Here is a 15,028-nt window from a genome sequence, read left to right as displayed (position 1 = left end):
TTAAATTTTATCAAATCTTTAAGCATTACTATTTTGCATTAAAATACTTAAACTACTATTTTTACGGCGGTTAAAAATGAATAGCATTTTGAAATTTTACATATTATTAATTTTAAGCGTATTTTCTCTTAACTTATCAGCTCAAGAAGGTGTATTACAAGCTTCTGTTAGCAAAAATAAGCTTGGAGTTAACCAAAGGCTTCGGGTACAATTTACCATAAACAAACAAGGCGCTGATAATTTCCAAGCTCCAAACTTTTCTAATTTTAAAGTTGTTGGAGGCCCAAGTCAATCTGTAAGCCAATCTTGGATTAATGGTAAAGTATCATTCTCACAATCTTACACCTACATTCTACAACCCAAAAGTAAAGGTGAATTTAATCTTCCATCAGCATCCATTGAAATAGATGGAAAAACTATAAAGTCTAATACTATAAAAATTATAGTTTTAGATGCTGTTAAAGTACCTACAAATCCTAATGACCCAAACTATATTGCAGCGCAAAATATACATTTAGTAGCAGAGGTTTCTAAATCTAAACCCTATGTTGGAGAAGGAATTTATGTTGAATACAGACTGTATGTAAGTAGAAATGTAAATGTATATGATTATGCAGTTACTGAAGCACCTCAATATAACGGTTTTTGGAATCAAGAATTAAAAAGAGTAGACTCTAAAGTAAAAATGGGAACTTATAATGGAGAACGCTATCGATATGTAGTTCTACAAAAAACTTTATTAATCCCTACTAAAAATGGTAAACTTACTATAGATCCTATGAAAATGGATGTTGCTATAGGTGTTCCAACGGGTAGAGCAGACTTTTTTGGAAATGTAATTACCAAACAAGTTCGAAAAGAATTTGCTTCTGCTAAAAAAGTAATTAAAGTTAAATCACTTCCTTTAGATAATAAACCAGAAAACTTTAATGGAGCTGTTGGACAATTTTCTTTTGATGTTTCACTAAGCAAACAAATATTAAAAGCAAATGAGTCTTCACAAATTAAAGTAACCATTAATGGTAAAGGGAACTTAAAATTATTTGAATTACCAACTATTGAAACTCCTAAAGAATTAGAAGTATACCAACCTGAGCGTAAAGAAAATGTAAGTATTACTTCTACTGGGTTAAAAGGAACAATTACGAATAACTACACCGTTGTTCCTGAATATAAGGGTAAGTATAAAATACCTTCTGTCTCTTTTTCTTACTTTAATCCAAAAGAAGAAGTATACCAAACAATTACTTCAGAAGATTTATATGTTGACGTTTTAGAAGGTAAAGAATTAGTTTCTAGTAGTAATAATACTGTAACTAAACAAAATATTAAAGTAACTGGAAATGATTTTAGGTATATTCAAACAGATTCAAGTTTTAACTCTGGAAAACCTAATGATTTCTTTAACTCTATACTTTTCTACCTTTTTCTACTTCTTCCAATTATAACAATACCTATACTTATTTTCATTTATAAGAAAAAAGAAGAAAGAGACAATGATGTGTTAGGGAACAAACAAAGAAAGGCTGACAAACTTGCTAAAAAATATTTATCAGAAGCTTCAAAACAACTAGGTAATAAAGAGGCTTTTTATGAAGCTTTAGAAAGGGCTTTACATAATTATTTAAAAGCAAAACTAAAAGTAGAAACCTCTGACATTAGCAGAGAAAAAATAACATCTCTTTTAGAAGATAAAAACGTTGAGCCTACAACTATAAAACAACTTATAGAGGTATTAAATGATTGTGATTTTGCCCGTTATACCCCAATAGACAACGTACAAATGAATCAAGAATTTGAAAAAGCAAAACAAATAATTACCCAATTAGACAAACAGTTATAATGAAAAATATTGTTGCATTTTTACTATTGTTCACAAGCATTATTTCTGCACAAAATGCTAGTAATTTATTCAGTGAAGCGAATAAATTATATAAAGAGGGTAAATATCAAGATGCCCTAGATTTATATAAACAAATTGAGGATCAAAAAAGCTATTCTTCTGAACTTTATTATAATATTGGAAACTGTTATTATAAGTTAAATCAAGTAGCTCCCACAATATACAATTACGAGAAATCACTAGTACTTAACCCTCAGAATGAAGATGCTCAAAATAATTTAATTATTGCTAAAAGATTAACTTTAGATAGAATTGAAGAACTACCTCAAACTTTATTTCAAAAGCTAGACAAACAGTTTTTTCAACAATTTCATTATGAAACCTGGGCTGTTATAACTATTATTTTTTCTATTATAGCCAGTATTTTATTTTTACTTTTTTATTTCTCAAATATACCTTCTAAAAAACGATTGTTCTTTGTTTCTAGTACCGTTTGTTTTTTATTGTTAATTTCAGCTTTACTAATTTCTTACCAACAGTACAACACTACATCCAATAAGGTAGAAGCTATTATATTTTCAAAAGAAACAGCAGTAAATAATGCACCTACTATGAATTCTGAAGAAGTTTTTGCTTTACACGAAGGAACTAAAGTCCGTGTTTTAGATACCGTTGATGATTGGAATAAAATAAAACTAGTTGATGGAAAAATAGGTTGGATTTTAAATAAGAACCTAAAAATAATTCATAATTTTTAAGGGTTTATTAACATAAATAAGCCATTTATAGCTTATATTCGTGAATTGTAAAAAATTATGGGCAAATATATTTTCACATATTCTTTAATAGCTATCCTAACTACATCGATAGTTTTGCCTACTTATTTTAGCCTTTCAGAAAAAAAATGTGAAACTTCACTTGTTATTAATGATACTGAGAATGACGGTGATGAAAACATGAAAGAAGAGTTAGAATTAAAGTTTTTTTATAATAACAATATAATTTCTTCGTTTAAAATTAAAGAAAGTCACAAACCTGACTTATACTTCTTTAAAGTTTACAACTCTGTTTCTAAGAAATTAGATTCTCCACCACCTGAAAGTCTTGTATAAGAAAACAATCTTTATTGATTCTTTAAATCATAAAATAGCACTTAAGAATAAAATAAATTAGGTGTTAGCTACGTATTACAAAGCTCTTTGACACTAATTAGTGCTTGAGTTTAAATCATTTAATTAAAAGTTTATTATTAAATCATCAGCTAAAAAAGCTGATAAAATATTTTTGAATATGTTCAAAACAATTAAAAATGACATCCCCGCAAGTATTGTCGTATTTTTTGTTGCCTTACCTTTATGTTTAGGTATTGCTTTGGCCAGTGGGGCGCCATTATTTTCTGGTTTAATTGCTGGAATTGTAGGAGGTATTGTAGTTGGAGCCATTAGTGGTTCTAAAATTGGTGTTAGTGGACCTGCAGCAGGATTGGCCGCTATTGTATTATCTTCTATTGCTACACTAGGTGGTTTTGAAAACTTCTTAGTAGCGGTAGTAATTGGAGGTGTATTTCAAATAGTTCTTGGTTTTTTAAAAGCAGGTGTAATTGGTTATTATTTCCCTTCATCTGTAATTAAAGGAATGCTTACTGGTATTGGAATTATCATTATCATGAAACAAATTCCTTTCTTTTTTGGTTATGATAAATCTGTTGAAAGCTTTTCCATGGACGCTATAAGTATAGGTTCTACTGTTATTGGTATAATTAGTATTGGAATTTTACTATTGTGGCAACAAGTTTTAACTAAAAAATCTAAAATATTTCAGTTAATTCAAGGACCTTTAGTAGCTGTTGTAGTAGGAATTCTATTTTTTGTATTAACACAAGGTAACGAACAACTAGCTATTAATGTTAAACAATTAGTAAGTGTTCCTGTACCTGATAGTATTGATACATTTTTAGGTCAATTTACTTTTCCAAACTTCGGTGTAATTGGAAATAAAGATGTATGGATTACCGCTTTTACAATTGCTATTGTAGCTAGTTTAGAAACCTTATTATGTGTTGAGGCAACAGACAAATTAGATCCAGATAAAAATGTTACTCCTACCAATAGAGAGTTATTAGCACAAGGAGCAGGAAATATTGTTTCTGGTTTAATTGGTGGATTACCAGTTACCCAAGTAATTGTAAGAAGTTCTGCTAATATTCAATCTGGGGGTAAAAGTAAAATGTCTGCAATTATACATGGTTTCTTTTTATTAATTTCAATTATTTTAATTCCTACTTTATTAAATAAGATTCCACTATCAGTATTAGCTGCTGTATTATTTATAGTTGGATTCAAACTAGCAAAACCATCAACTTTTATAAATATGTACAAGTTAGGATGGAAACAATTTATTCCGTTTATGGCAACTGTATTGCCAATGGTTATAACTGGTGATTTATTGTTAGGTATTGGTTTAGGACTTGCTGTAGGAATAGTTGTGATACTTTTCAAAAGTTACCAAAATTCACATTTCTTACATATTGAAGATAAAAGTAATGGAGTTCACAAAATAAAAATGACTTTAGCTGAAGAAGTAACTTTCTTTAACAAAGGAGCAATTTTAAAAGAATTAGACAAATTACCTGAAAATACATATCTAGAACTTGATGTTAGAAAAACTCGTTACTTAGACAATGATATTATTGAAATTTTAGAAGATTTTGCTTTTAAGGCTAAAGAGCGAAATATTGATATTAAATTGTATTCAGAAAGAGGAATTGTAGAAAATCCATCAAGTTTTATTGACTTTTTCAAATTAAGGCCTAATAAAGCTGCCTAACCTTATAAAAATAACTGTGTTATTTCTTTTATAACACAGTTATTTTTTACTAACAGTACCTATTCACTAAGTAAGCATAAGAAGCCTACTAACTTTTTAGTATCTTTAAGTTCTATATTATCTAAAAAAATGAAACAACTATTTTCAAACTTAAAAGGAGACCTTTTTGGAGGTATTACTGCTGGTATTGTTGCGCTACCATTAGCACTTGCTTTTGGTGTAAGCTCTGGTTTGGGACCAAGTGCTGGATTATATGGAGCTATTTTTATAGCTTTTTTTGCTGCATTATTTGGCGGAACAGACACCCAAATATCTGGGCCAACTGCCCCTATGACAGCAGTTAGCATGGTAGTTATTGCTTCTATTATTGCTGTTAATGATGGTAATATTGAGCAAGCTTTACCAATTATACTTTCTGTATTTTTATTAGCTGGAATTCTACAAATAGTATTAGGCTTACTAGGTTTTGGTAAATACATTCGTTTTATGCCTTATCCTGTGGTCTCTGGTTTTATGACTGCAATTGGAGTTATCATTCTAGTTACTCAAATATTACCTGCAATTGGTTATTATGCCAAAGAAGACAGTGCTTATGTAGAAAAGTTTAAACCTATAGCTGAAGAAATCATTTTAGAAAATATTTTAAAAGATGAAGCTGGTGAAGGAATTTTGGTTCTTGAAGACTTTAAAGAAACTATCAATCGTGCTAATAAAATTACTCAAGAAGACATTATGAAAGAAGCTAAAACATTAGCTGGAAAAGAATCTTCTGGAGTTATAGGTACTTTTAAAGTATTGCCAAAAGCTCTTAAAAACATTAATCTTTTAGAGTTAATTTTAACATTGGCCACCATATTTATCATTTATGGTTTTAAAAGAATTACTACAGCTGTTCCAAGTACATTAGTGGCTTTAGTTGTTATGACTGCTATTGCTTTAATTTTTGATTTAAATTATAGACCTATAGAAGAAATTCCAAGTGGTCTTCCTATTCCAAATCTAGAAATTTTTACAGGTTTTAGCTTTTCGGCTATTACACCTTATTTATTTACCGCTTTTACGTTAGCTTTACTAGGAGCTATAGATTCTTTATTAACCTCTATAGTTGCTGACAATATGACTAAAACTAAACACAAGCCCGATAAGGAGTTGGTTGGTCAAGGAATAGGAAATAGTATTGCTGCTGTTTTTGGTGGAATTCCAGGTGCAGGTGCTACTATTAGAACTGTAGTAAACATTAATTCAGGTGGAAAAACAAAGTTATCTGGAATGATTGCTGGGGTTATGTTATTAATGGTTTTATTACTCATTGGTCCAACTGCTTCTAAAATACCTGCTGCTGTATTAGCGGGTGTATTAATTACTGTAGGTATTGGTGTAATGGATTATAAAGGATTAAAAGCTATTCCTAATTTACCTAAAGATGTAAAACTAGGCCCTTTTAAAGTAAGTTCTGAAGTTATTATTATGTTTGTAGTGTTACTTCTTTCTACTTTCTGGGATTTAGTATATGCTGTTGGTATTGGACTAGTGATTGCTTCGTTAATTTTTATGAAAAAAATTGGGGAAGTTACTGCTAAACGATCTGATGTAGTAACACTGAAAGAAGAAGCTTGGGATGATGAAAGTGAATTCCCTATAAATCTTGCTGAGGAAGTTTTCATTAAACATATTAATGGACCATTATTTTTTGGATCAACTAATGATTTTCAACAATTAGCAAAGCAAATACCTAAAACTGCTAGCGTTGTTATTATAAGAATGGGTAAAATGCCTTACATAGATCAATCTGGTTTGTTTACGCTAGAAGATATTTTAATCGATTTAGAAAAAAGTGGTGTGCGTGCACTTTTTGTAGATGTATTAGAGCAACCAAATTACATGATGGAACGTATTGGTATTATTCCTGATTTAATACCAAATGAACGCATATTTAAAACCTTCTCTGAATGTTTAGAGTGGGTTAAACAAAACATAAAAGACAAATATTAAAAAGAATTATTATAATGAGAAACACAGCATTATCAAAAGAATTACAAATAGATTTAACACCTACATCAGTATTACAAGATTTATTAGAAGGAAACCAACGTTATATTTCAAATAACTTAACTGCTTCAGATGTGACTTCATTAGTAAAGCAAACTACAGGAGGGCAATTTCCTAAAGCTGTAATTTTATCTTGTATTGACTCAAGAGTGCCAGTTGAAATGGTTTTTGATCAAACTATTGGTGACGTTTTCGTTGCTCGTGTAGCTGGAAACTTTGAAAATACCGATATTTTAGGAAGTATGGAGTATTCTTGTGCAGTAGCTGGAAGTAAGCTTGTTTTAGTATTAGGACATGAAAGCTGTGGAGCTGTAAAAGCTGCTTGTGATGGTGTAGAATTAGGAAATATTACTGCTATGTTAGATAATATTACTCCTGCTGCTAAAATGGCTTCTGAACAGGTTGAAGGTGTTGCTGACTCTTCTAATCCTGCATTTGTTGCTAAAACTGTTGAAAACAATGTTAAGTTAACCATTGAAAGAATCCGTGAGAAAAGTAAAATATTACAAGAAATGGAGGATAATGGAGAGATTAGTATTGTTGGAGGTGTTTATTCTTTACAAACAGGGAAGGTTACGATGTTATAAAACATATATATAACTTCATATTAAATAAAAAAGAGTTGATTCTACAATCAACTCTTTTTTAGTATTAGTACTATTCTTTTACTATTTCTAAAATCATATCTTGTGATTTTATAATATGTTTAAAGTATTTCTTTAATGCAAAGTATTCTGCACTATTATACAACGGCTTGTTTATATTCCACCTACAAAACAAGGTTAAAATATTTTTTTTAAAAGTTGAATTTATTATAAAAGTTCCTCCATTTTGAGGTAAAGCCATCGCTTTATTTTTAATCTCTTCCTTTATTTTGTATCCATCTGGTATTTTCAATGATAATACATATGTATTTTCTATTGGATAGCCAAAATCTACAGGATAATCTCTCTTTTCAAGCTTAAAAGGGTTTATTGTTTTTCTACTTATCAAATACGGATTGATATAAAAGCTTCCATCTCTATAAACATCCTCTAGGGTAACCGAATATTTTTCTTTTAATATTTTTTCAGGCGCTTCTATATTTTCAACAGTATAATCATCAACTTCTAAATACGGATATTTAGATTCAAATAAAGCAACTCTATCATCATAACTTTTATTTTTTAATTCTTCTCTTTTATCTAAAGCATAATATCCTCTTCTTGTAATAACAAAATCAGTTTTAACAGTACCATCTTCGTTTAAAACTAGTTTAGCTTTTGTATTTTTAAATGTTTTATTCTTAATATTAATTTCCTCCCAAAAACTTCCTTTTTTAAAATCTAATATACGTCCCTGCCCATTCAACGCCTGAAATTGTACCAAGCCAAACGGTAAATACTTATTAGAAGCATCTAAGTAATAAACTTCACCTTCAACTGTAGCTTTCACGAACAAATAATTAAAATCATTGATTATTGGATGTAATTTAGTGGGCTGCGCTCTATCTCTAGTAGCTGTTAAAACTAAATTACAATCAACTCCAATAGCTTTTAAAGAATTATATAAGGATAAATTAATATCGAAAATAGTTCCTGATTTATTTTCAAAAGCATTCTTAACTCTTATTTTTTGAGATGGCCAATACTTTCCATTCCAAGTATAGTGCTTTTTAATAAAATCAAATGCCTTTTTCGCTTTCTCTAATTCAGAACTTTCTAAAAATATATGCTCTGGCAACTTCTTTTTAAAAAAACTTTTTTTAGACCCCTGATTATCTAAAAAGTTAAAGCGTAATTTCTTATCAGCATCCTTCCAAGTTTTAGTATATTTTTCTATTCCTCTACTTGGGTGTGTAAACGATTTTAGCTCAAATACCAACTTCGATTTAAAGTTTTCTGCACTCAGCATATAATCTTCTTCTTTAAATGCTGGAATATCATCTAAACCGTACTCCAAAATTAAACAATCTCCGGTACCTATACCTGGCATATATAGACAACTCTTTTTTACAGAAGCATCATTCCTTTGTAATTTATGATAACCTATAATACGAACATTATATCTCCAATTCCCTAAAATTGATGCTGTAAAATCACTTTTAACTTTTGGTATATCTGACTGAAACTCCCAATCATCTATTTTAGAATAAGGAGAAGTTACTGAGTACACATACTCTATAACACTACCTTCCTTTATGTTGGGCATAGTAAATGTTTTTTCTTTCCATTTTGCACTCAACTCTTTTGTATAAACATTTGTATCTACCAAATGAGTTTTTGTAACCTTCCCAGATTCACTTAAATTATATGTTATTCCTTTTATATGATGTACTTTCTCATCTTTATAAAATGGAATACTAATAGTAGCTTTCTCAAATGCTTCTGCATTTATTATTTTAACTTTAAAATAATAATCTGTAGTCTTTTTATAATCTCTTCTTTCATCCAAATAATAATTCCCATGCTCGAACAAAACTACTGCATTGGCAAGTGTATCTTTTTCATATAAAGCCATTTCAACCTCCTCTCTAGAAACATTTCCTAACTTAGAAGATTTACTTTTTTGTGAGAAACAAATAGATAGATTGATACTAAAAATAAAGAGTAAGTATATCCTTTTCATTTTCATTGATTTAATTTCCAGCAAAAATAAAAACCTTGGATCAAATTCCAAGGTTTTATTTATAACAATATTTATCTTTTTAATTATACTACACTTTTGGTACTAACATGAAACTCTTCATAAGTTTGTAATAAACTCATTAGTCCTGAAACCAAATCTTGTGTTTCAATTAATAAACTAAAGTAAAGCGTGGTGTTTTTAGGACTTGTTTCATTTGTTCTAATTCTGTCTACTTGTTTTTCAATTGAATCAGAAACATCTTTTAATAATGCTCTTTTTTCGTCTATAATTTGTGACAAGTTATCAAACTCTCTACTTTCAAAAGTTTTACTAATATCTTCTAATAATTTAGACAAGCTATTATCTATATACTTTAGATCTTTAATTTGTTCTTTTTTAAGATTTTTATGGTTATTATGAACGTGCTTAAAAGTAGATCTAGAAATATAACTAATAGATTGTGCTACGTCTTGTAAATACCCTAAAATTAAAATATAAAATCTACTTGCTTGTACAGATGTTTCATCTAGAGATTTTATAAAATAAAATACACCATCTTTCAAACTATCTATTTCGTCATTTAGCTTCATTACGTGTTTGTCTGTTTTACGTAATTTATTTAAATCATGATTTGCTAAATCATTTACCACATTTGAATATAATTTGTTAACTCTTTCAGCTACTCCTGCAATATGATCTGAGCTCTCATCAATCACCCCATTAATAGAAATCAGTTCAGCTCTTTCAACAAATAATTGCTTTTTTTCTTCTTTCGCTTTCCTAGAATACATAATACTTGTTCTAGTTAATAAACCAATAACAAGCAATAATAATACTGGTATCATTGAAATATGCCAACTAATTAAGTAAGCTACTATTCCTGCTGCGGTGAAAGCCACTATAGCTGTTAAAAACCAACCTCCTACTACATTAAATACTCCAGCAACTCTATATACGGCACTTTCTCTTCCCCAAGCTCTATCTGCTAATGAAGTACCCATTGCTACCATAAAGGTTACATAAGTAGTTGAAAGTGGTAGTTTCATAGAAGTGGCAATAGATATTAATACACTAGCCATAATAAGGTTTACGGAAGCTCTAACTAAATCAAAAGCAGGTAATTCATATGTTTTATCTTTTGGTAATTTTATAACTGGTTTTTCAAATTTTGAATTGATATATACTTGAGTTCTTTTAGGTATTAAAAGATTAATTCCTTGATTAGCAAACATTGCTAATCTAACTACAGTTCTTGATAAATTATTTGGTTGAAACTTCTCTTGACCTTCTCCTTGTCTTGATAAATTAATTCCAGTTTCAATTACAGCTCTTGCCTTCTTCGATGTCCATAAAGTAATTACCATTATTAAACCTGCAGCTAATAAAAGTAAAGTATTTGATGGTACTTTTTTAGCTAAAACCCCCATTGAAAACTCATTAGCACCTAAACCAGAAGCTTGCCAAGCATCATAAGAGTTTAAAGCTGCAATAGGCACACCTATAAAATTAACTAAATCATTCCCTGCAAATGCCATTGCCAAAGAAAAAGTACCTACAGCAATAATGGTTACTAATATATTAACCTTAAAAAACTTAATAAGTGCATATGAAACTGCTGACCATAAGGCAAAACTACCTACTACAATAGCCACAGAGTTTCCTTCAATGATTCCTTTCAGGTTTCCATAAAAAGGTGTTCCTTTTAGACCTTTTATAATTATAAAATAAGTAATAGCAGTAATCGCAAACCCTCCAAATAAAGCATTAATATACAATGGTCTTTTTTCAAAATCGAAAGAATAAATAACCCTTGAAAAGTACTGTACAATGGCTCCTACCGTAAATGCGACTACGACGGAGAGTATAATACCTAATATAATTTCAATGGCTTTTTTATCGTTAATATATGACCAAATATCTGCAATTGTTTGTGTATCACTAGCTGAAATTTTAATTAAAGCTATGGCTACAGCTGAACCTAACAACTCAAAAACAATCGATACTGTGGTAGATGTTGGCATTCCTAAAGAGTTAAAAACATCTAACAATAAAATATCTGTAATCATTACAGCCATAAAAATGTACATGATCTCCTCAAACATAAACATGTTTGGGTTAAATATACCTTTTCTGGCTACTTCCATCATACCACTAGAGGTAACTGCTCCAAAGAACACACCTACGCTGGCAATAATCATTATAGTTTTAATAGGAATAGCTTTCGACCCAATTGCCGAATTCAAGAAGTTTACTGCATCATTACTAACTCCAACAACTAAATCTAATATTGCTAATGCCCCCAATGCGACTAGCATTAAAATAAACGGATCTCCCATTCTATGCTTTTAATTTAACCCGACAAATTTAAGAAAACACAGTTGATATATAATATTATTTTAATGTTATGAAAATAATTTTTTAAATATAATCCGTTATATTATTTGGTCCTTCTAACTTTGTTCTGGTTATCTGCATGGTTCCATCATGTTTTGTTAACACGTGCCACTTTATTAAAGTTATTTTATTATCCTCAATTTCCAACCCTGTTATGCATCTTGGATGTACACAGCTCCCATCATTAAAATGTGGTAATTCATTCTCTGCAGGAAATCTAGGTCTGTGTGTATGGCCAGTAACAATCATTTGATTGTTATTTTCTTTTATCCATTTTTCTAATCTTCTTTCTACTTTTATTAACCCTCTATAGTTTTGAGCTGGACTAGTTGGATCTTTAATACCAATTATTTGCAATGGTCTCCATAATACTCTTACCAAAAAAGCACTGAATCGCCAAAAAAGATAATTAAACCAATCTGCTTGATGTCCATGTAGTAAAAATATAGATCTCCCATCTTCTTGTTCTAATCGAATAGCTTCCGAGAATGAAGCTCCAATCATTAACTCCTTTTCTTTATCATCCGAAGTATCATAGTAATAATGTAGATTTTTTTCAATGTTTTTAGGGTTTCTATAATCCATATCATGATTTCCCCAAATAAAATGAAGCTTTCCTTTCTCATGAAATTTTTTCAACAACAAATAGATATCTTTATTCGCATTAAAAATTGCTTTAAAAGAATTCTCCCATAGTTCATCTCCATCTCCCAACTCAATATAAGTGAACTCTTTTTCTAAATAATAAGACATTGCATAGTGATAAATTTTTCTATTATGAGAAAAATCATCTGCAAAACTATTATCTCCTCTATGACAGTCTGAGAATAATATATATTTTGATTCAGATGACAACGGCAGCCTTTTTGCATTCTTAAAAGCTCTAGTTATTCTGGTATTAGAAGACATTGTACTTTTTTTGATGGTATAAATATGCAGATTTTTTAATTATGCGCCTATATTTAGTTGAATATCTATACTATTAATTCCTTTCAATTGTATTGGGAACACTTCAATAGTTACCGAAAACATCTCAACCGCGTTGGGAATATTTACAAATTACAAAAACAATACATTATTTAAAAAAGGCATTAGAAACTCATCATAAAACACTGATTTAGAATATTTTTTCATTATTTTTATTCAAACTAAACTAAAATTAATTTTTTAAACCCCTTCAAAATGAAAAAAAAGTATTTTTTTATCACGTTGTTATTGCTATGCCTAAACTTTTCTACCATCTACAGTCAACAAAAAGAAATGTTTTATGGAACTATTGAAACAAAAGACGCTGTGAAACTTAAAAAATTGTCTCCGCAAGACATTATGATCCTCTCCTCCTCCAATGGTTATAGCGCAGTAAAACTTAGTGAAGATGCTGCAGAAAAATTACACCACATGATTCTTACACATGGGCCTGGTTTTATTTATGAAAACTCAAAAGAAGATGCCATTAAAACTATTAATGCGCTTCAGAATAGAAGAAAAGGGCAAAAAAGAGGCTCTTTTTCTATTAATCAAGATCAGGTAGTTAAACAACACATCAACTTGGTTAACAATATGAATATTGCTAATCATATTAAAGAGCTTGAGGGCTATGGTACTAGATATCATACTACCCAAAGTGCTAAACAGTCTGTGTTAGATTTAAAACAAAAATGGGAAAGCATGGCTACTAATCGAAATGATGTTTCTGTAAGAATTGTAAACCATAACAGTTCCAGTATGCCTTCTGTAGTTATGACAATTACAGGTAGTGAAAAACCAGATGAGTTTGTAATTATTGGTGGGCATATTGATTCTATTAGCCCTGAAAGAACAACGAATGCTCCAGGAGCAGACGATAATGCTTCTGGGATTGCTACTATTACAGAAGTAGCAAGGGTATTACTTTCAACCAACTTTAAACCTAAAAGAACTATTGAATTCATGGCTTTTGCCGCTGAAGAAATTGGTTTAAGAGGCTCTAAAGAAATTGCTCAAGACTACAAAAGCAGAAACGTAAATGTTTTGGCTTATGTACAGTTTGATATGACCAATTATAAAGGTTCTTCAAATGATGTTTATGTATCAGATGATAGCTATAACAGTAGCTCTTTAAATGCTTTCTTAGTACAATTAATGGATCATTATAATGCTTCGGGTACTCATAAATTTACTTATGGATATACTAGATGTAACTATGGTTGTTCAGATCATTATAGCTGGGCACAACAAGGCTATGAGACGGCCTTTCCTTTTGAAGCTACTTTTAACGGATCTAGTCCATACATCCATACCGTTAACGATACTTCTAGTCGTTTTCCTACAGCAAATGCAACTCATGCTGCTAAATTTGCGAAACTCGGTTTGGAATTTTTAATTGAAGTTGCTAAAAGTCAAGGAACCTCTGAACCGGTTACTTATTGCGCTGCTAAAGGGAATAACGTTTCTGATGAGTACATTCAAAAAGTAGCAATTGGTAGTATTAATAATCGTTCAACAGCTCAGACGGGTTATCAAGATTTCACTAGCTTATCTACTGACTTACAATTAGGAAGTCCGCAAACAATTACAATTACTCCTAAATGGACTGGCAGAAAGTATAACGAAGCGTATCGTGTTTGGATTGACTACAATCAAGATGGAGACTTTGAGGATAATGGCGAGCAAGTTTACAGTAAAGGTGCTAATCAAGATGCTTCAGTTAGCGGAACATTTACCGTTCCATCTAGTGCTAAGTCTGGTAAAACACGAATGAGAGTTACAATGAGGTACAACACATTACCTTCATCTTGTGGTTCCTTTAATTATGGTGAAGTTGAAGATTATTCTGTTAACTTAACTAATGGTAATAATATTAAAAATAATTCTTGCAATGCTCCTATCTATAATCCTTCTGTTAATTATTCTTCTGGAGATAAAACATTATATAACAATATTATTTATGAAAGAACAAACAGAGGATGGAATAGATTAAGTGTATGCTATAATCCTAGAGCAAGAACAAACACTCATAAAGTTCTAGTAAATGATAATGAGGTAGTATTATTTGCGCCTAATCCTGTAAAAGGAAATCAATTGTTACTATATATAAACAACGAATTATGGCAAAATAATGCTGTTATTATTAATGATATGAACGGAAAAACTGTTGCTAAAGTTGAAATGAGCTCTGAAAAAAACACTATTGATGTTTCAAATATAAATGCAGGCATCTATTTTATTTCTTTAGAAAATACAGATAAGAGATACACTCAAAAGTTAATTAAAAATTAGAAAACTTTTACACACAAAAAAACCGAGCTTTGAAGCTCGGTTTTTATTTAT

At 30.2% G+C, this 15,028-nt stretch carries 10 protein-coding genes; 7 read left to right on the top strand and 3 right to left on the bottom strand.

From position 1 onward, the window contains the following. Positions 1 to 88: 88 nt before the first annotated feature. The 6 genes from ABNT65_RS16115 to ABNT65_RS16090 all read left to right on the top strand — a co-directional run bounded on the left by ABNT65_RS16115 (position 89) and on the right by ABNT65_RS16090 (position 7,305). Positions 89 to 1,843, top strand: coding sequence for a BatD family protein (locus tag ABNT65_RS16115; RefSeq protein WP_348746293.1), 1,755 nt, complete (start codon positions 89 to 91; stop codon positions 1,841 to 1,843). Further along, positions 1,843 to 2,601, top strand: a complete 759-nt coding sequence (locus ABNT65_RS16110; RefSeq protein WP_348705307.1) for an SH3 domain-containing protein — start codon at positions 1,843 to 1,845, stop codon at positions 2,599 to 2,601. Before ABNT65_RS16115 ends, ABNT65_RS16110 begins: the two co-directional genes overlap by 1 nt. 57 nt (positions 2,602 to 2,658) lie before the next feature. Further along, positions 2,659 to 2,955 (top strand): hypothetical protein, encoded by a 297-nt coding sequence (locus ABNT65_RS16105; RefSeq protein ID WP_348705305.1) that lies wholly within the window; start codon positions 2,659 to 2,661, stop codon positions 2,953 to 2,955. Between the two features lie 178 nt (positions 2,956 to 3,133). Next, the gene (locus ABNT65_RS16100; protein WP_348705304.1) at positions 3,134 to 4,669 is read left to right on the top strand and encodes a SulP family inorganic anion transporter; all 1,536 of its coding nucleotides are present in this window, start codon (positions 3,134 to 3,136) and stop codon (positions 4,667 to 4,669) included. Between the two features lie 129 nt (positions 4,670 to 4,798). After that, the gene (locus ABNT65_RS16095) at positions 4,799 to 6,661 is read left to right on the top strand and encodes a SulP family inorganic anion transporter (RefSeq protein ID WP_348738660.1); all 1,863 of its coding nucleotides are present in this window, start codon (positions 4,799 to 4,801) and stop codon (positions 6,659 to 6,661) included. 14 nt (positions 6,662 to 6,675) lie between these two features. Continuing rightward, positions 6,676 to 7,305 (top strand): carbonic anhydrase family protein, encoded by a 630-nt coding sequence (locus ABNT65_RS16090; RefSeq protein ID WP_348705301.1) that lies wholly within the window; start codon positions 6,676 to 6,678, stop codon positions 7,303 to 7,305. A gap of 70 nt (positions 7,306 to 7,375) precedes the next feature. Here the strand turns inward: ABNT65_RS16090 and ABNT65_RS16085 are convergent, their stop codons facing one another. From ABNT65_RS16085 to ABNT65_RS16075, 3 genes are all read right to left on the bottom strand, one after another. After that, the gene (locus ABNT65_RS16085) at positions 7,376 to 9,325 is read right to left on the bottom strand and encodes a DUF3857 domain-containing protein (RefSeq protein WP_348746292.1); all 1,950 of its coding nucleotides are present in this window, start codon (positions 9,323 to 9,325) and stop codon (positions 7,376 to 7,378) included. Positions 9,326 to 9,408: 83 nt separating this feature from the next. Next, positions 9,409 to 11,661: an inorganic phosphate transporter gene (locus ABNT65_RS16080; protein WP_348705297.1), complete on the bottom strand. Its 2,253-nt coding sequence runs from the start codon at positions 11,659 to 11,661 to the stop codon at positions 9,409 to 9,411. A gap of 82 nt (positions 11,662 to 11,743) precedes the next feature. Further along, positions 11,744 to 12,628: a metallophosphoesterase gene (locus ABNT65_RS16075; RefSeq protein ID WP_348705295.1), complete on the bottom strand. Its 885-nt coding sequence runs from the start codon at positions 12,626 to 12,628 to the stop codon at positions 11,744 to 11,746. Between the two features lie 273 nt (positions 12,629 to 12,901). On the opposite strand from ABNT65_RS16075, the gene ABNT65_RS16070 reads away from it, so the two are divergent. After that, positions 12,902 to 14,977: a M20/M25/M40 family metallo-hydrolase gene (locus ABNT65_RS16070; RefSeq protein WP_348746291.1), complete on the top strand. Its 2,076-nt coding sequence runs from the start codon at positions 12,902 to 12,904 to the stop codon at positions 14,975 to 14,977. Positions 14,978 to 15,028 lie beyond the last annotated feature (51 nt).

The organism is Tenacibaculum sp. 190524A02b, from assembly GCF_964036645.1.
In the GTDB taxonomy this organism is placed as follows: domain Bacteria; phylum Bacteroidota; class Bacteroidia; order Flavobacteriales; family Flavobacteriaceae; genus Polaribacter; species Polaribacter vairaonense.
Note: the sequence above shows the minus strand (reverse complement) of the source record. Positions and strands in the feature narration are given on the sequence as shown.